Annotated in this window: 15 protein-coding genes; 12 read left to right on the top strand and 3 right to left on the bottom strand. The window is 70.6% G+C overall.

All coding sequences use genetic code 11. The features are described 5' to 3' along the window. Positions 1–14 precede the first annotated feature (14 nt). The gene (gene glpK, locus ACEXQC_RS05905; protein WP_374819451.1) at positions 15–1544 is read left to right on the top strand and encodes a glycerol kinase GlpK; all 1530 of its coding nucleotides are present in this window, start codon (positions 15–17) and stop codon (positions 1542–1544) included. A gap of 63 nt (positions 1545–1607) precedes the next feature. Here glpK and ACEXQC_RS05900 read toward each other — a convergent pair whose 3' ends face one another. From ACEXQC_RS05900 to ACEXQC_RS05890, 3 genes are read right to left on the bottom strand one after another with little or no spacing between them, the layout of a single operon-like run. Then, a complete protein-coding gene (locus ACEXQC_RS05900; RefSeq protein ID WP_374819449.1) occupies positions 1608–3695 on the bottom strand; it encodes a xanthine dehydrogenase family protein molybdopterin-binding subunit in 2088 nt (695 codons plus the stop codon). Beyond that, positions 3692–4690: an FAD binding domain-containing protein gene (locus ACEXQC_RS05895; RefSeq protein WP_374819447.1), complete on the bottom strand. Its 999-nt coding sequence runs from the start codon at positions 4688–4690 to the stop codon at positions 3692–3694. Before ACEXQC_RS05895 ends, ACEXQC_RS05900 begins: the two co-directional genes overlap by 4 nt. Next, positions 4687–5226 (bottom strand): 2Fe-2S iron-sulfur cluster-binding protein, encoded by a 540-nt coding sequence (locus ACEXQC_RS05890; RefSeq protein WP_374819445.1) that lies wholly within the window; start codon positions 5224–5226, stop codon positions 4687–4689. The genes ACEXQC_RS05895 and ACEXQC_RS05890 overlap by 4 nt, the downstream gene beginning before the upstream one ends. Positions 5227–5521: 295 nt before the next feature. Here ACEXQC_RS05890 and ACEXQC_RS05885 point away from each other — a divergent pair, with 295 nt between their 5' ends. The 11 genes from ACEXQC_RS05885 to leuC all read left to right on the top strand — a co-directional run bounded on the left by ACEXQC_RS05885 (position 5522) and on the right by leuC (position 17247). Next, entirely contained in the window at positions 5522–6565 is a 1044-nt protein-coding gene (locus ACEXQC_RS05885) for a sugar ABC transporter substrate-binding protein (protein ID WP_374819443.1), read from the top strand. Positions 6566–6635: 70 nt separating this feature from the next. Continuing rightward, positions 6636–7640 (top strand): ABC transporter permease, encoded by a 1005-nt coding sequence (locus ACEXQC_RS05880; protein ID WP_374819442.1) that lies wholly within the window; start codon positions 6636–6638, stop codon positions 7638–7640. Beyond that, positions 7637–9181: a sugar ABC transporter ATP-binding protein gene (locus tag ACEXQC_RS05875; RefSeq protein WP_374819440.1), complete on the top strand. Its 1545-nt coding sequence runs from the start codon at positions 7637–7639 to the stop codon at positions 9179–9181. The genes ACEXQC_RS05880 and ACEXQC_RS05875 overlap by 4 nt, the downstream gene beginning before the upstream one ends. A gap of 62 nt (positions 9182–9243) precedes the next feature. Then, on the top strand, positions 9244–10002 hold the full coding sequence (locus tag ACEXQC_RS05870) for an IclR family transcriptional regulator (protein WP_374819438.1): 759 nt from the start codon (positions 9244–9246) through the stop codon (positions 10000–10002). Then, the gene (locus tag ACEXQC_RS05865) at positions 10002–11510 is read left to right on the top strand and encodes an aldehyde dehydrogenase family protein (protein ID WP_374819436.1); all 1509 of its coding nucleotides are present in this window, start codon (positions 10002–10004) and stop codon (positions 11508–11510) included. Before ACEXQC_RS05870 ends, ACEXQC_RS05865 begins: the two co-directional genes overlap by 1 nt. Continuing rightward, positions 11507–12520: a zinc-dependent alcohol dehydrogenase gene (locus tag ACEXQC_RS05860; RefSeq protein ID WP_374819435.1), complete on the top strand. Its 1014-nt coding sequence runs from the start codon at positions 11507–11509 to the stop codon at positions 12518–12520. Before ACEXQC_RS05865 ends, ACEXQC_RS05860 begins: the two co-directional genes overlap by 4 nt. Positions 12521–12548: 28 nt before the next feature. Further along, positions 12549–13298, top strand: a complete 750-nt coding sequence (locus tag ACEXQC_RS05855) for a maleate cis-trans isomerase family protein (RefSeq protein WP_374819433.1) — start codon at positions 12549–12551, stop codon at positions 13296–13298. A gap of 46 nt (positions 13299–13344) precedes the next feature. Further along, on the top strand, positions 13345–14553 hold the full coding sequence (locus ACEXQC_RS05850; RefSeq protein WP_374819432.1) for an FAD-dependent oxidoreductase: 1209 nt from the start codon (positions 13345–13347) through the stop codon (positions 14551–14553). 8 nt (positions 14554–14561) lie between these two features. Next, positions 14562–15179, top strand: a complete 618-nt coding sequence (gene leuD, locus ACEXQC_RS05845; protein WP_374819430.1) for a 3-isopropylmalate dehydratase small subunit — start codon at positions 14562–14564, stop codon at positions 15177–15179. Then, complete coding sequence (locus tag ACEXQC_RS05840; protein ID WP_374819428.1) at positions 15176–15811, top strand: isochorismatase family protein; 636 nt, start codon at positions 15176–15178, stop codon at positions 15809–15811. The genes leuD and ACEXQC_RS05840 overlap by 4 nt, the downstream gene beginning before the upstream one ends. Positions 15812–15849: 38 nt before the next feature. Further along, positions 15850–17247, top strand: coding sequence for a 3-isopropylmalate dehydratase large subunit (gene leuC / locus ACEXQC_RS05835; RefSeq protein WP_374820139.1), 1398 nt, complete (start codon positions 15850–15852; stop codon positions 17245–17247). The last annotated feature ends 2 nt before the right edge of the window (positions 17248–17249 follow it).

The raw sequence follows: 17249 nt of genomic DNA, 5'->3' as shown, positions 1-17249 counted from the left end.
CAAAGGAGTTAGAAGTGTCTGAAGACAAGAAGTACGTCCTAGCCATCGACCAGGGAACGACGTCGTCCCGCGCGATCATCTTCGACCACGCCGGCACCATCGTGTCGACCGGTCAGAAGGAGCACGAGCAGATCTTCCCGAAGGCGGGATGGGTCGAGCACGACCCCAAGGAGATCTGGGACAACGTGCGCGAGGTGATCGGCCAGGCTCTCTCGAAGGCCGACCTCACCCGCCACGACATCGCCGCCGTGGGCATCACCAACCAGCGCGAGACCGCCGTGGTGTGGGACCGGACCACGGGCAAGCCCGTCTACAACGCCATCGTCTGGCAGGACACCCGCACGCAGTCGATCGTCGACCGCCTCGCGGCCGACAGCGACCTCGGCGTGGAGCGCTTCAAGCAGATCGTGGGCCTGCCGCTCGCGACCTACTTCTCCGGCACCAAGATCGTCTGGATCCTCGAGAACGTCGAGGGGGCCCGCGAGAAGGCGGAGGCCGGCGACCTGATGTTCGGCACCACCGACAGCTGGGTGCTCTGGAACCTCACCGGAGGCACCGACGGCGGCGTGCACGTGACCGACGTCACCAACGCCTCGCGCACGCTCTTCATGGACCTCGAGACGCTCGAGTGGCGCGACGACATCCTCGAGGCGTTCGGCGTTCCGAAGTCGATGCTGCCCGAGATCAAGTCCTCCTCCGAGGTCTACGGCACCGTCGAGTCGTCGAACCTGCTGCGCGAGGTGCCGATCGCCGGCATCCTCGGCGACCAGCAGGCCGCGACCTTCGGCCAGGCGGCGTTCGACGCCGGCGAGTCGAAGAACACCTACGGCACCGGCAACTTCCTCATCTTCAACACCGACACCGAGATCGTGCACTCCAAGAACGGACTCCTCACGACCCTCGGTTACAAGCTCGGCGACCAGCCGGCGCACTACGCGCTCGAGGGATCGATCGCCGTCACCGGATCGCTCATCCAGTGGCTGCGCGACAACCTCGGCATCATCTCGTCGGCCCCCGAGGTCGAGGAGCTCGCCAAGACGGTCGAGGACAACGGAGGCGCGTACTTCGTGCCCGCGTTCTCGGGCCTCTTCGCGCCGTACTGGCGTGCGGATGCGCGCGGTGCGCTCGTGGGTCTCACGCGCTACGTGAACAAGGGCCACATCGCCCGTGCGGCCCTCGAGGCCACGGCCTTCCAGACCCGCGAGGTGCTGGATGCGGTCAACGCCGACTCCGGCGTCGACCTCACGGAGCTCAAGGTCGACGGCGGCATGATCGCCAACAACCTGCTCATGCAGTTCCAGGCCGACATCCTCGGTGTGCCCGTCATCCGCCCCGTCGTGGCGGAGACCACGGCGCTCGGTGCGGCCTACGCGGCCGGCCTCGCGGTGGGCTACTGGGCCGACCTCGGCGAGCTGCGCTCGAACTGGCAGGAGGACTCCCGCTGGGAGCCCTCGATGGACGAGGCGGAGCGCGAGCGCCAGCTCCGCAACTGGAAGAAGGCCGTCACGAAGACCTTCGACTGGGTCGATGGAGATGTGAACTAGAGGTTCGACATCCAGAAGGCCGTCGTGGCCGCGTTCGCGCGAACACGGCGGCCTTCGTCGTCGTCAGCGGCGGGGGAGGTGGGGGAGGAGCTTGTCGGGGTGGAGGGGGAGGTCGCGGATGCGGGCGCCCGTGGCGTGCCAGACCGCGTTGGCCACGGCGGCCGCGGTGCCGACCATGCCGATCTCGCCGACGCCCTTGCCTCCCGTGGGAGTGATGTGCGGATCGTCCTCGTGCACCCACTCCACCTCCACCACCGGAGCGTCGGCATGGGCGGCGATGTGGTAGCTCGCGAAGTCACGCCCCGCGTACGCCCCCAGCGTCTCATCGACCACGGCGTCTTCGTGCAGGGCCATCGAGAGCCCCATCATCATTCCGCCTGCGAGCTGCGCCGTGGCGGTCCTCGGGTTCAGGATGCGCCCGGCCGCGAACACCCCGAGCATGCGCGGCACCACCACCTCGCCCGAGTCGAGATCCACCCGGGCCTCCACGAACTGCGCCCCGAACGAGTACCGTGACATCGGCGCGAGTGTCGCCACGTCGGCGGCCGTGTCGACCGTCACGGAGAGCCCTTCCGGCGGGATGACGGCGCCCCCGGCCAGCGTCTCCACCAGTTGCGCACCCGCCTTCATCACCGCCCACCCCCACGAGGCCGTGCCCCACGACGCACCGGAGACGGCGGCGGGCGGCAGTCTCGTGTCTCCGATCCGCACGTCCACGAGATCCGGGCTCACCCCCAGGGCGTCGGCCGCGATCTGCACGATCACGGTGCGGCCGCCCGTGCCGATCTCGGTCGCGTTCATGGCGAGCTCGAACCGGCCGCCCGGCCACGCGGTGATCCTGGCGCTGCTCGGCACCACGTCGGCCGGGTAGATCGACGACGCCACACCCGTTCCCGCGAGCCAGCGCCCCTCGCGCCGCACACCCGGCCGGGGGTCGCGGTCGGCCCAGCCGAACCGTTCTGCGCCGCGGCGGAGGCACCCCACGAGATCGCGACTGCTGAACGGCAGCCCCGACTCGGGGTCGACCTCGGGCTCATTGCGCAGGCGCAGCTCGATGGGGTCGAGGTCGAGAGCTGTGGCGAGCTCGTCGATGGCCGATTCGAGGGCGTAGAGGCCTGGGGTCTCGCCAGGCCCGCGCATGAAGCTCGGGGTCGGCAGGTTGAGCGCCACGACCCGGTGGGTGGTGAGCCGGTTCGGAGCGGCGTACATGTGCCGGGTCGGAACGGCCGTCTGCTCCACGAACTCCTGGATCGCCGAACCCTGGCCGAAGGCCTCGTGCGCCACGGCGGTGAGGGTGCCGTCGCGCTCCGCCGCGAGGCGCAGGTGCGAGATGGTGGGGGAGCGGTAGCCCGCGAGCCCGAACATCATCTGCCTCGTGTAGGCGATCTTCACCGGCCGCCCCACGAGCAGCGAGGCCATGGCGGCGAGCACAGCGCCCGGCCGCGTCGGGCCCTTCGATCCGAACCCGCCGCCCACGTGCTCCGAGCGGATGCGCACCCTCTCGACCGGCAGGTCGAAGAGCGCCGCGATCGTGCCCTGCGCCCAGTTGGTGCCCTGCGTCGAGTCGATGAGGTCGAGACCCTCGTCGCTCCAGCGGGCGATGGTCGCGTGCGGCTCCATCGGGTTGTTGAACGCGGCCGGCGTCGAGTACGTGGCGTCGATCGACACCGGCGACGAGGCGATCGCCGCGTCGACATCCCCGATCACGCTGTCGGTGGCGAAGTCGGAGTTGGTGCGGGCGGGGGCGTAGAGCCGCGGGTGCGAGGCGCTCAGCACCACGTCGGCCGGAGCCTCGTCGTAGTGCACCCGGAGGGCTGCCGCGGCCTCGCGCGCCGTGTCGATCGTTTCGGCGAGCACGACGGCCACCACCTGGCCGCGGTACGACACGGTCGGCGACTGCAGCACGAGCACCTCGGCGTCGCCCGCGTCGGCGAGCCTGGGGGCGTTGTCGGCGGTCATCACGAAGGCCACGCCCGGCATCGCGAGCACCTCCGCGGTGTCGATGCGGCGGATGGTGCCGTTCGGGATGGTCGACTGCACGATCCACGCGTAGAGCAGGCCCTCGGGGGAGTGCTCGTACGAGTACTTGGCGGCCCCCGTGACCTTGACGCGGCTCTCGACCCGGGCGAGCGGCCTGCCGAGCGCGCTCACTGCGGGCCCCGCAGGTCGAGGAGCGCGCCTGTGGCCAAGCGGGTGACGAGCTCGACCTTGAACGCGTTGTCGGCGGTGGGCCGCGCCTGGGCGAGCTCGGCCGCGAGGGCCGCTTCCACCGCCTCGGCGAAGGCCTGACCGCTCGCGGAGCGCCCGAGCAGCATCGACTCGGCGATCCTCGCTCGCCAGGGTCGATGGGCGACACCTCCGAAGGCGATCCGGATCTCGGCCACGACCCCCGCCTCCACACGCAGGGCCGCGGCCACCGTGGCGAGGCCGAAGGCGAACGAGCGGCGGTCGCGGGCCTTGCGGTAGGTGGAGCGGAGCCCGGGGGACGCGGCCGGAACGGTGATCGAGGTGATGAGCGCGCCCTCGGGCAGCGTGGTGTCGAGCTCGGGGCGCTCGCCGGGCAACCGGAACAGCTCGTCGATGCCGATGGTCGTCCCGCCCTCGAGGGTCTCGTAGGCCACGGTCGCGTCGAGCGCGCTCAGGGCGACGGCCATGTCGCCCGGGAAGGTCGCGATGCACGAGGGGGAGGCCCCGAGGATCGCGAGTTCGCGCGAGACCCCGGCGACCGCCGAGCACCCCGAGCCGGGCTCGCGCTTGTTGCACGGGGCCGCGAGGTCGGCGAAGTACACGCAGCGGGTGCGCTGCAGGAGGTTGCCCGCCACGCTCGCCATGTTGCGCAGCTGCCCGGAGGCTCCCGCCAGAACGGCCTCGGCGAGAAGCGGATGGCGCGTGCGCACCGTGACATCGCCCGCGAGGTCGCTGTTGCGCACCCCCGCGCCGATCCGGAGCCCGCCGTCGGCGGCCACCTCGATGCCCCCGAAGTCGACCCGGTTGATGTCGACGAGGGTGCCCGGCGTCTCGACACCGAGGCGCATGAGGTCGACGAGGTTGGTGCCACCCGCGAGCGGCTTCGACCCGGGGCGCGCGGCGAGCAGCGTCAGCGCCGACGTCGTGTCGGCGGCCCGCTCGTACTCGAAGGCCTTCACCTGGCGTCCAGCACGGCGGGGACGATGGTGGAGTACGCGGCGCACCGGCACAGGTTGCCGCTCATCCGCTCGCGTACCTCGTCGGCATCGAGCTCCACCCCCTCGGGCCCGCAGACGTGCGTGACGTCGGCTGTGACGTGGCTCGGCCAGCCTTTCTTCGCCTCGGCCAGCGCGCCGATGGCGGAGCAGATCTGGCCGGGGGTGCAGTATCCGCACTGGAAGGCGTCGCGCTCGATGAACGCCTTCTGCACGGGGTGCAGCTCTCCGTTCTCCTCGAGTCCTTCCACGGTCGTGATGGCGTCGCCCTCGACCGAGACGGCGAGCGTGAGGCAGCTGTTGACCCTCCGGCCCTCCACGAGCACGGTGCAGGCTCCGCACTGGCCGTGGTCGCAGCCCTTCTTCGTGCCCGTGAGGTCGAGGCGCTCACGCAGCACGTCGAGCAGCGACATGCGGTTGTCGACGAGGAGGGGCATCGGCTCGCCGTTCACCGTCAGCACGATCTCGGAGGAGGGAACGGATGCCTCGGGCCTGTTCATGAGAAGCAGTATGCACGAGCGGCCATCGCCCGTCACGATCGGGCCGATCCCGCTCCGTCGGTGATTCTCGCAGGGTGGTAGGTCATTTCTCACGAATTCCGCGTGATCTCGGCGGAGTGACCCCAGACGGGCCCGTCGATTCTCAATTCGAGAACCGAGAACGTAACAAACCGGCAATCCACCCGAACCACAGCGACTCCTATAGTTCTCGTAAATTGATGAACCTTTCTCTCCCTGTGAGAGATGCCCTGCACCTTTCCTTCGGACAAATGGAGAACAGATGAAACTCGGCTCAATGAAACGTGCGGGTGCGGTGGCATCCGTCGTCGTCGCAGCAGCGCTCGTGCTCAGTGGTTGCAGCGCGACCGAGACAACGGACACCGGCGCCGGCGCCGGAGCAGGAGCCGAGGGCGGCATCGAGCCCAAGACCATCGGCATCTGGCAGTCGCAGGCCGATGGCGACGGCCAGAAGCAGACCCTCGCGGCCATCCAGGAGGCGGCCGACGCCGTGGGCTGGACCACCGTCGTCACCGACTCCGCGGGAGACCCGCAGGCCATGGCCTCGACCATGCAGTCGCTCATCACGCAGAACGTCGACGCGATCCTCACCAACTACGTGGCCACGGGCCTCATCGCCTCGCAGCTCAAGGCGGCCGCTTCGGCCGGCATCCCCGTGATCGCCGTGGGCTATGCGGGCGACCCGAGCGACGACTTCGCCGGCACCTACTACCCCGACCAGGGTGAGCAGACGAGCATGCTGCTCGAGCGCATGGCTGAGGACCTGCCCGACGGCGGCACGGTCGCCCCACTCGCCGTGGCCGGCTACTTCGGCATCGACGCCGAGGTCGACACGCTGACCGAGGAGGGCCCCGACTACGGGTTCGAGCCCCTCGAGCGCATCGACGTGCCGGTGACCGACATCTTCGGCGGCACCACCTCGGCCGCCGTCGACGTGCTGAACGCCAACCCCGACCTCGCCGCGCTGTTCGCCACGCTCGACATCGGTGTGCAGAGCACCGTGCCCGCGCTCACGCAGACCAAGCGCGACGTGCCGATCTACGGCTTCGGCGCCATCCCCGGCTCCTTGAACTTCGTGCGCGAGGGCAAGGCCACCATCGTGACCTCGGACGGCGCCAAGTCGGGCTTCATCGCGATCGATGCGCTGCTGGCCTACTGGGTCGACGGCACCGAGATCCCCAAGACGACTCCCGAGGAGTACGCCTACAACTACACGATCGTCGACCAGGAGACCGCTCCTGCCGAAGGCACCGAGGTCTACCCGCAGGAGGACTTCGCGAAGGTCTTCCTCGACAAGTGGGCCACCGACTACGGAATCTGATCGGAGGGTGCGCCGCCCGGACTCTCGGGCGGCGCACCACCGGCTCGCGGCACCGATGAAAGGAACGACAGTGACGATTGAAGCCCCACCGGAGAACCCGGTCACCCCCACCGAGCAGGCAGCGCCCCCGCGGCGCCGCCTCACGTCGGCGGGCATCGAGCGGTGGACGCTCCCGGTCGTCTTCGTGCTCACCATCGTGCTGTTCTCGGTGCTCAAGCCCGCCGTCTTCCCCACGGCGAACAACTTCATCGCCATCGTGCAGCAGAACCTGCCCCTGCTCATGGTGGTCGGCGGCGTCTGCGTCGTGCTCGCCCTCCGCGAGTTCGACCTCTCGTTCGGCTACGTGGCGGGCGCCTCCGGTGCCCTCGCCGTGCAGTCGATGGTGCTCTTCGAGGCGAACTGGATCGTGGCGGTGCTCCTCGGGGTGGCGTTCGGCGCGCTGCTCGGAGCGGTCAACGGTTTCCTCGTGGCCTACACGCGGCTCCCGTCGTTCATCGGCACCCTCGCCACCGGAGCCACCATCCAGGGCGTCATGCTCGCCATCTCGAACCAGACCATCTTCGAGGGCATCTCGCCCGACTACGTGCTCATCACGGGGGCCTCGATCGGCAGCTTCCCGATCGACATCATCGTGGTGGCCGTGCTGCTGCTGGCCATCGGCTTCCTGCTCCGGTTCACGGTGTTCGGCCGGCACGCGGCCGCGATCGGCGACAACCCCGTCGCCGCGCGCATCGCGGGAGTCAACGTCAAGCGCATCCAGCTGCTCAGCTTCATCCTCGTGGGCGCGTGCGCCGGCACGAGCGGCATCCTGCTCACCTCGCAGGCCGGCCAGTACTACCCCGACCCCGGCGCGAGCCTGCTTCTCCCCGCCTTCGCCGCGGCCTACCTGAGCCTCTCGCTCGGGCGCGGCTGGCGCTTCAACGTGGGAGGCGCCGTGCTCGGCGCCCTCTTCCTCGCCGTGGTGAGCACGGGTGTCACCATGCTCAACCAGCCCAGCTGGCTCGGCCAGCTGCTGCAGGGGCTCATCCTGCTGGTGGCGATCCTCGCCCTCAACCGTCGCCGGGGCACCCGATGACGGCCTGGCTCACCGCCGCCGGCCTCACGAAGACCTTCAACGGCATCACCGCGATCGGCGACGCCACCATGGCGCTCGGCGCCGGCGAGGTGCGCGGTGTCGTGGGGCCGAACGGCGCGGGCAAGTCGACCCTCATGCAGATGCTCGCGGGCATCCACGCTCCCGACGGAGGCGAGCTGCTCATCGACGACGTGGCCGTGCGCTTCAAGGGCCCCGACGACGCGCTCGACGCCGGCATCGCCCTCGTGCCGCAGGAGATGCAGCTCGCACCGCACCTGAGCGTGGCCGGCAACATCGTGCTCGGTCGCGAACCCCGCCGCCTGGGCGTGGTCTCGGAGAGCCGTTCGCGCCGCACCGCCGAGAAGGCGCTCGCCCGCCTCGGTACCCCCATCGACCCGGATGCGCCGATCCACACGCTCTCGGCCGTCGAACGGCGACTCGTCATGGTGGCCAGGGCCCTCATCTCGGATGCCCGCCTCGTGATCCTCGACGAGCCCACCGCGGCGCTCGCACCCCAGGAGGCCTCGGCCATCCTCACGATGGTGCGCTCGCTCGCCGCGACCGGCGTGAGCTTTCTCTACGTCTCGCACCGCTTCGACGACATCGAGGCGGTCGCCGACTCGGTCACCGGAGTGCGCGACGCGCGGGTGGTGGCGGATCTCGGCCGCGAGGAGATCAGCCGCTCGCGACTGGTCGAGCTCGTGACCCCTGTCGATCAGATCTCGCACCGGGTCGAGCCGCGCACCCCTCGACCGGCGGGTGCCGCTGCGGTGCCGCCCCTGCTCGTGGTCGACGATCTCGTGGGCGGCCCGCTCACAGGAGTGTCGCTCGAGGTCTGCCCCGGCGAGATCATCGGTGTGGCCGGTCTCGCGGGCTCCGGCGTCGACGAGCTCATGTGGCTCGTGGCCGGCATCGACCGCCGCGAGTCGGGCTCGGTGACCGTCGAGGGCACGCCGATCCGATCCGGAGACCGGTTGCAGGCGACGCGCGCGGGGGTGGCCTACGTGCCGGGCGACCGATCGCTCGCCACTCTGCCGAGCCACGACATCCGCACCAACATCTCGGTCTCGAGCCTCACGGCGCTCTCGGTCGCGGGCGTGCCCGTGCGGCAGCGCGAAGTGAGTCGGGTCACGGCGCTCGCCGAGCGCGTGCGGCTCACGTCGGCGATCACCGTGGCGCTCTCGTCGCTCTCGGGCGGCAACCAGCAGAAGGCGATCTTCGCCCGCTGGATGGCGACGGATGCGCGGGTGCTGCTGCTCCACGACCCCACCGCGGGTGTCGACGTGGGCGCGCGGGCCGAGATCCACCAGCGGGTCAGGGAGCTCGCGGCCACGGGCATCGCCGTGCTCGTGGTCTCGACCGACGTTCCCGAGCTCTGCGAGCTCGCCGACCGCGTGGTCGTGCTCGACCGCGGCTCGGTCGCGGATTCGCTCGAGGGCGACGACATCACCGAGCCGGCACTGCTGGCCGCGATGACGAGCGGATCCCCGGCCCTCACCGGGGCGACCACCCGAGACAGTGCACAAGGAGAGACACGATGATCATGCCCGGTTCAGAGAGTCCACCCGCATCGACGCGGGTCGGCGGCACTTCGTCGTCGCGAGTGAAGGCAGGAAGCGGTCTCGGATCGGAGAGCTCCCGCAAGGTGCTCTCGGTGCTGCTCTCGTTCAGCGAGGAGAACCACACCCAGACCGTGCAGGAGATCGCCGGGTACCTCGACGTGCCCGTGAGCTCGGCCTATCGCTACGTGGCGCAGCTGCGCGACTTCGGTCTGCTCGAGGAGGCCGAGTTCGGCGGCTACCGGGTGTCGCTGCGGGCCGTGGGGCTCGCCCGCGCCGCCCGCGCCGGGTCGGCGGGCCTCAGCGAGATCGCCCGCCCTGTGCTCGAGCGGCTCACCCGCGAGACCGGCGAGACCTCGCTCGTGATCCGCCGGCTCGGCCAGGCCGTGGTGGCCGTCGACCTCGAGGAGTCGCGCAACCCCGTGCGCCTGCGGTTCGAGCGCGGAGTGCTCATGTCGCTGCACCAGGGAGCCGCCGCCCGCGTGCTGCTCGCCGCCCTCTCGCCGCGCGAGAGCGCCGAGTACTACAAGTCGGTGTGGAACATCGAGGAGAACCCGAGCCTGCCCTCTGACGCCGAGCTCAAGCAGATCGCCGCCGACGGCTGGACCGAGAGCTTCGGTCAGGTCGAGGACGGCATCTGGGGCACCGCCGCCGTCATCCGCGTCAACCGCACCGTGGTCGCGGCGCTGTGCGTGGCCGGGCCGCTGTACCGACTGGATGACGCCAAGCGCGCCACGATCATCGCGGCCGTGCGCCGCGGTGCCGACGAGATCAACGAGATCGCCGCTCAGGGAGAGTTCTGATGACCACCGAGACACTCACGGGGACCGTGCCGCTCTGGATCGGAGGGCGCGCCGACCCCGGCGTCGCCGTCATCCGGCGCGAGAACCCCTCCCGCCCCGCCGAGATCGTGGGTGAGGTCGCCGTGGGCGACGCCCGGCTCACGACCCTCGCCATCGACGCCGCGCACGCGGCGTTCGGCCCCTGGGCGGCCGTGCCCGTCGAGGAGCGCACCGCTCTCGTGCGCTCGGCCATCGAGGCGGCCAGCGCCACGAACCCCGAACGATCGCGCCTGCTCGCCCGCGAGCTCGGCAAGGTCGCGGTCGACGCCCTCGGCGAGCTCGGCTTCGCCGGAGCCTTCGCGGGGTTCGCGGCGCCCGTGGCCGAGCGGCTGAGCGCCGACGTCGTGGTGGAGGACGACGAGGGTCGGCTCGTGGTGGTGCAGGAGCCGTTCGGCGTGATCGCCGCGATCACGCCGTGGAACGCCCCCGTCATCCTCGCCGCCCTCAAGGTGGTGCCCGCGCTCATGACGGGCAACACGATGGTGCTCAAGCCCTCGCCCCTCGCGCCCCTCGCCGTCACAGACTTCCTCTCGACCGTCGCGAGAGGCCTGCCCGACGGCGTGCTCAACATCGTCAACGGCGGGGCGGATGTGGGCGAGACGCTCGTCTCGGATCCCCGGGTCGCCAAGATCACCTTCACGGGAGGGCTCGCCACCGCCCAGGCGATCGCCGCCTCCGCCGCGCGCCGGGTCACCCCCACCGTGATGGAGCTCGGCGGCAACGACGCGGCGATCTTCCTGCGCGACGCCGAGTACACCGAGTCGATGTACACGCGCGCGGTGTTCGGCGCGTTCCTCACGAGCGGCCAGGTCTGCATGGCCATCAAGCGCATCTTCGTGCCGAGGGAGCGCCACGACGAGTTCGTGGCCGGCTTCCTCGCCGCCGCCTCGAAGGTGCTCCGGGTGGGCGACCCGCTCGATCCGCTCTCGACGATGGGCCCCGTGGTGAGTCGCGACCACCAGCAGCGCCTCAACGCCCTCATCCGCTCGGCGGAAGCGGCCGGGGGCACGCTGCACGAGGTCGGGGAGTGGTCGGTCACCGCCGACGACGCCGACGGCTACTGGGTGCGCCCCACCCTCGTGACCGGCCTCACCGACGAGCATCCGCTCGTGAAGGACGAGCAGTTCGGCCCCGTCGTGCCTGTTCTCGCCTACGACGACGAGGACGAGGTGGTGGCGCGCGCGAACGCCGTCGACCAGTCGCTCGCCTCGTCGGTGTGGTCGACCGACGACGAGCACGCCTCCGCTGTCGCGCGCCGTCTCGACGTGGGCTTCACGTTCCTCAACTGCGCCAACCGGGCGGGCACCTCGCTCCGGGCCCCCTTCGGCGGGCGCGGGCTGAGCGGCCACGGTCGCGAGTTCGGCGAGCTCGGCATGGGCGAGTACCTGCAGACCCACTCCATCAACCACCCGAACGCCATCCGATCGGGCGCGGCCGTGGGCAACGCCTATCCGGTGCCCTCCCGATGAGCGCGGGAACCTCCCGAGCGGGCGGTCGGGTGCTCGAGCTCGTCGCGCCGCGGGAGCTCCGAGTGGTCGACCGCCCCGTGCCGGAACCCGGCGAGGGCGAGGTGCGCGTGCGCCTCCGTGCCGTGGGCATCTGCGGAACCGACGTGCACGGCTACCTCGGCCGCATCGACTCCTTCCCGATGACCCTCGGGCACGACGCCGTCGGCACCCTCGACGCGATCGGCCCGGGCGTCGACACCGCGATCCCGCTCGGCGCTCGCGTGACCATCGACCCGGCGCTCGCGTGCGGGGAGTGCGCCTCGTGCCTCGCGGGCCTGCCCCAGGTGTGCACGAGGGGCGGGTACCTCGGCATGACCGATCCCGGCGTGATGACCGACTACCTCACCGTGCCGGCGGCGCGCGTCGTGCCCGTTCCCGACGAGGTGTCGGATGCCGCGGCCACCGTGCTCGAACCGGTCGCCGTGGCCCTGCACCTGCTCGAGCGCATCGGCGGCTTCGCCCCTCCCGGCCTGCCCGCGCACGTGATCGGCGGCGGACCCCTCGGTGTGCTGCTCGGGCAGACGCTCCAGGCCTCCGGATGGAAGGTCACGGTGCACGAACCGCAGGAGTACCGTAGCGCGATCGCCGAGGCCTGCGGTCTCGGTGTGGCCCGCGAGGCCGCCGACCGCGACCAGGCCGCCGGGCCCGTGCTCATCGTGGAGACCTCGGCGGCCGCGGCCGGCATCGAGGTGGCCCGTGGGCTGGCGGCCCCCGGATCCGTCATCGCCCTCGTGGGCCGTGCTCCGGCCGAGTTCACGAGCGCCGAGATCCTGCTCAAGGAGCTCACGGTGCTCGGCGTGCGAGCGGGCTCCGGCCAGTACCCCGCGGCCATCGCGCTCGTCGCCTCAGGCGCCGTGACCCCCACCGAGACCATCACCCACCGATTCCCCCTCGACGAGGCCGCGGCCGCCTTCGCCGCCGTGACCGACCCGGCCGAGCGCGTCATGCGCGCCGTGCTCATCGCCTCGTGACCGACCACCCCGACAGGAAGACAGCATCATGACCACAGACATCACCGGCTACCGCGCGAAGGTCGGCGTGATCGTGCCCTCGACCAACACGGTCGTGGAGCACGACACCGCCCTCCTGGCGCCGCACGGAGTCACCTTCCACACCGGCCGCATGTACATCGACGACCCGGCGATGGACAACGACGAGACCTTCGTGAACCTCATCGAGCAGATCCGCGCCTCCATGAAGGTCGCGCTCCGCGACGTCATGACCTGCAAGCCCGACCTCATCATGATGGGCATGTCGGCCGAGACCTTCTGGGGCGGTGTGGAGGGCAACGCCTCCTTCATCAAGCGGGTGGAGGCGATGGTCGACGGGCTCCAGGTCACCACGGGGGCCTCGGCGTGCCGTGCGGCCCTCGAGGCCTTCGACGTCAAGAAGATCGCGGTCTTCTCGCCGTACCAGCCCGTCGCCGACGTCAACGTCAACCGCTACTTCACCGAAGCCGGTTACGACGTGCTCAAGGTCACCGGGCTCCGGGTGCCGAGCGCCACGGCCATCGCCGAGGTCTCCGAGGAGGAGGTCATCCGCACCCTCCGCGAGATCGACTCGCCCGAGGTCGAGGCGATCGTGCAGGTGGGCACGAACCTGTCGATGGTGCGGCTGGCCGACCAGGCCGAGCACTGGCTCGGCAAGCCCGTGATCTCCATCAACGCCGCGACCATCTGGCACACGCTGCGCTCGGCCGGCTTCACCGACACCTGGGGGGCGGCGGGATCCCTGCTGCGCAACCACTGACCTCCTCGACCCTGGCGCGCGACGCCGAGAAAGACGCTGACCTGACATGACCGAACAGCAATCCACCCGAGAACTCGACGCCGACGTCATCGTGGTCGGTGGCGGACCCGTGGGCACCACGGCCGCCCTCACCCTCGCGCAGGGCGGCTCGAGGGTCATCGTGCTCGAAGGCCGCGCCGCCACGAGCCTCGAGGCCCGCGCCACGACCTTCCACCCGCCGACCCTCGAGATGCTCGACGAGCTCGGTCTCGCCGAGCCGCTCATCGAGCAGGGGATCATCGCGGAGTCGTACCAGTTCCGCGACGCCGAGCGGGGCAAGATCGTCGACCTCGAGTTCTCCATCCTGAGCGACGACACGAAGTACCCGTTCCGGCTCCAGGTGGAGCAGAGCGTCATGACGAGCATGGCCAACGAGGCGCTCAAGGCGCATCCGCTCGCCGAGCTGCACAACCTCGCCAAGGTCACCGGCATCCGCCGCTTCGAGGGCTACAGCGAGCTCGACGTGGTCGGCGGCCCGCGCGAGGGAGTGCTCCGCGCCACCCACGTCATCGCGGCCGACGGCATGAAGAGCACCATCCGCAGCGAGCTCGGGATCGGGTTCTCGGGGCACACCTACCCCGAGCGCTTCCTCGTGATCTCGACCTCGGCGCCGCTGCACGAGCTGCTGCCCGACATCGCGAGCGTCAACTACGTGGCCGATCCGGTGGACTGGCACGTGCTGATGCGCAATCCGAGCGGCTGGCGCATCCTGTTCCCGGCCCCGTTCGGCGAGCAGACGGCCGAGGAGCTGCTCTCGTCCGAGAACGTGCGACGCCAGTTCGACCGGGTGCTGCCCGGCTACGGATCGGCCGAGATCGACTGGGTGACGCTCTACGAGGTGCACCGCAAGGTGGCCGACACCATGCGCTCGGGCAACGTCTACCTCGTGGGCGATGCCGCGCACGTCAACAACCCCATGGGCGGCATGGGCATGAACAGCGGCGTGCACGACGGCTACCTGCTCGCGAAGCTGCTGCTGCGCTCGGCGGCGGGAGAAGACATCGACGCCGAGCTCGACGAGTGGGCCCGTAAGCGCCGCGCCGTGGCCCTCGACTACGTGGGCAAGGAGACCGAGGGCAACTGGTCGGCACTCCGCGACGACGACGAGGGTCGCCGCACCGCGCAGCGCCTCGCCTGGAAGGCGCTCGCCGATGACGACGAGGCACGGCACGCCTATCTCCTCACCTCCTCGATGCTCGCGAGCCTGAGGGACTGAGGGCCGGGATGGAATCGTTCACCGTGCACACGGGCATCGGGGCGGCGCTCCGCATGAGCAACGTCGACACCGATCAGATCCTGCCGTCGAAGTACCTCAAGCGGGTCACCCGCTCGGGCTTCGAAGACGCCCTCTTCGCCGCCTGGCGCACCGACGCGGGCTTCGTGCTGAACCGGCCGGAGCTCGCGCACGCCTCGGTGCTCGTGGCCGGTCCCGACTTCGGCACCGGGTCGTCTCGCGAGATGGCCGTGTGGGCGCTGCAGGACTACGGCTTCCGGGCCGTGATCGCGCCCCGCTTCGGCGACATCTTCCGGAGCAATGCCGGCAAGGCGGGTCTCGTGGCGGTCGAACTCGAGGAGGCGCTCGTGGTGCGGCTCTGGGACCACCTCGACGCCGTGCCCGGCGCCTCCGTCACCGTCGACCTCGAGCAGCTCGTCGTCACCGCCGAGGGGTTCTCCGCACCGTTCGCGATCGACGAGTACACGAGGTGGCGGCTGCTCAACGGACTCGACGACATCGCGATCACGCTCGAGTCGGATGACCTCATCCGCGCGTTCGAAGCGGGCCGGAGCGACCTCAAGCCCTCCGTCGGTTCCCCAGCTCCTGCGGTCGGGGGTGCGCGATGACCCCGCGTGAGGGAGTGCAGAGCGACGCCGAGGCGGGCTTCACCGGGCACCTGCGGCCCGGGGCCAAGCCCGCGCTCGTGATGGTCGATCTCGTGAGGGCCTACTTCGAGCCCGGCGAGCAGCTCTACATGGGGCTCGATGACTGCATCGTGTCGGCCGAGAAGGTGCTGACCGCGGCGCGCGAGGCGGGAGTGCTCGTGGTGCACACGAAGGTCTCGTTCGTGGCCGGGGGAGTCGACGGCGGGCAGTTCTTCAAGAAGGTCGGTGCGCTCGCGAACTTCGTGGGCGACACCCCGGCCGGGCGGATCATGCCCCAGGTCGAGCCGCTCGACTCCGAGCCCGTGCTCGTCAAGCAGTACGCGAGCGCGTTCTTCGGCACGTCGCTGGCCTCGACCCTGCAGGCGAACGGGGTCGACACCGTCATCATCGCGGGGGTCAGCACGAGCGGGTGCATCCGCGCCACCGCGGTCGACGCGCTGCAGTACGGCTTCGTGCCGCTCGTCGTGCGCGAGGCCGTGGGCGATCGCGCCGACGGGCCGCACGAGGCGAACCTCTACGACATCCAGGCCAAGTACGGCGAGGTCATGAGCGAGGCCGACATCCTCGCGTACCTGCGGTCGGTGGGCTCGTGAGCGGGCCGACCGCGGGTGCGGCGACGGCCCCGCTGACGATGATCGAGAAGATCTGGAACCGGCAGGCCATCCCACGCGATGCCGGCCGCCCCGATCTGCTCTTCATCGACCTGCACTTCGTGCACGAGGTCTCGAGCCCGCAGGCCTTCGATGGGCTCCGGGCGGCGGGGCGGCCCGTGCGGCGCCCCGACCTCACCATGGCCACCGAGGATCACAACGTGCCCACCGACACCCTGCTGCTCGCCGACCCCATCAGCCGGCTCCAGGTCGAGACGCTCCGCCGCAACTGCGAGGAGTTCGGCATCGCCCTGCACCGCCTCGGCGAGGCCGGCCAGGGCATCGTGCACGTCATCGGGCCCGAGACCGGGCTCACCCAGCCCGGCATGACGATCGTGTGCGGCGACAGCCACACGAGCACCCACGGGGCGCTCGGAGCCCTCGCGTTCGGCATCGGCACGAGCGAGGTCGAGCACGTGCTCGCCACGCAGACCCTGCCGCAGTCGAAGCCGAAGACCATGGCCGTGACCGTCACCGGTCGGCTCGCCGAGGGCGTCTCGTCGAAGGATCTCGCGCTCGCCCTGCTCGCCGAGGTGGGCACGGGAGGTGGCCAGGGGCACATCGTGGAGTACCGGGGAGAGGCCATCCGGGCGCTCTCGATCGAGGCGCGCATGTCGCTCTGCAACATGAGCATCGAGTGGGGTGCGCGAGCGGGCCTCGTGGCTCCGGACGAGACGACCTTCGCCTACCTCGAGGGCCGTCGCTACGCCCCCGCGGGGGAGGCCTGGGATCGGGCCGTCGCCGAGTGGAGTGCGCTCCGCACCGACGAGGGCGCCGACTTCGACCGCGAGATCGTGATCGACGGATCGAGCATCTCGCCCTTCGTCACGTGGGGCACCAACCCCGGCCAGGGCGTGCCGCTCGACGAGTCGGTGCCCGACCCCGCCGGGTTCGCCGATCCGGAGCAGCGCGAAGCGGCCGTGCGCGCTCTCGCGTATATGGGACTCGAGGCGGGAACACCCATGCGCGACGTGGCGGTCGACACGGTCTTCATCGGCTCGTGCACGAACAGCCGCATCGAGGATCTGCGGATCGCGGCCGATGTGTTCCGCGGCCGCACCAAGGCCGAGGGCGTGCGCCTGCTCGTGGTGCCCGGCTCGATGCGCGTCAAGCAGCAGGCCGAGGAGGAGCACCTCGACGAGGTGTTCCTCGCGGCCGGCGGCGAGTGGCGGGGCGCGGGCTGCTCGATGTGCCTCGGCATGAACCCCGACGTCGCGGGGGCGGGGGAGCGCACGGCGTCGACCTCGAACCGCAACTTCGAAGGCCGGCAGGGGCCGGGGGCGCGCACCCATCTGGTGTCGCCCGCGGTCGCGGCCGCCACCGCGGTGGCCGGCACCCTCGCCTCACCCGCCGATCTCCCGATCCTCTCCAGAAAGTAGCT

This window comes from Herbiconiux liukaitaii (assembly GCF_041927495.1).
GTDB lineage: Bacteria > Actinomycetota > Actinomycetes > Actinomycetales > Microbacteriaceae > Herbiconiux > Herbiconiux liukaitaii.
The sequence above is the reverse complement of the archived record's forward strand: the minus strand, read 5'-3'. Positions and strand labels throughout refer to the sequence as shown.

Bases quoted from the DNA above. Each gene is read 5' to 3' on its own strand.
- ACEXQC_RS05890 (WP_374819445.1), bottom strand. From the start codon at position 5,226: ATGAACAGGCCCGAGGCATCCGTTCCCTCCTCCGAGATCGTGCTGACG.
- ACEXQC_RS05885 (WP_374819443.1), top strand. From the start codon at position 5,522: ATGAAACGTGCGGGTGCGGTGGCATCCGTCGTCGTCGCAGCAGCGCTC.
- ACEXQC_RS05875 (WP_374819440.1), top strand. From the start codon at position 7,637: ATGACGGCCTGGCTCACCGCCGCCGGCCTCACGAAGACCTTCAACGGC.
- ACEXQC_RS05865 (WP_374819436.1), top strand. From the start codon at position 10,002: ATGACCACCGAGACACTCACGGGGACCGTGCCGCTCTGGATCGGAGGG.
- ACEXQC_RS05860 (WP_374819435.1), top strand. From the start codon at position 11,507: ATGAGCGCGGGAACCTCCCGAGCGGGCGGTCGGGTGCTCGAGCTCGTC.
- ACEXQC_RS05855 (WP_374819433.1), top strand. From the start codon at position 12,549: ATGACCACAGACATCACCGGCTACCGCGCGAAGGTCGGCGTGATCGTG.
- ACEXQC_RS05850 (WP_374819432.1), top strand. From the start codon at position 13,345: ATGACCGAACAGCAATCCACCCGAGAACTCGACGCCGACGTCATCGTG.
- leuD (WP_374819430.1), top strand. From the start codon at position 14,562: ATGGAATCGTTCACCGTGCACACGGGCATCGGGGCGGCGCTCCGCATG.
- ACEXQC_RS05840 (WP_374819428.1), top strand. From the start codon at position 15,176: ATGACCCCGCGTGAGGGAGTGCAGAGCGACGCCGAGGCGGGCTTCACC.
- leuC (WP_374820139.1), top strand. From the start codon at position 15,850: ATGATCGAGAAGATCTGGAACCGGCAGGCCATCCCACGCGATGCCGGC.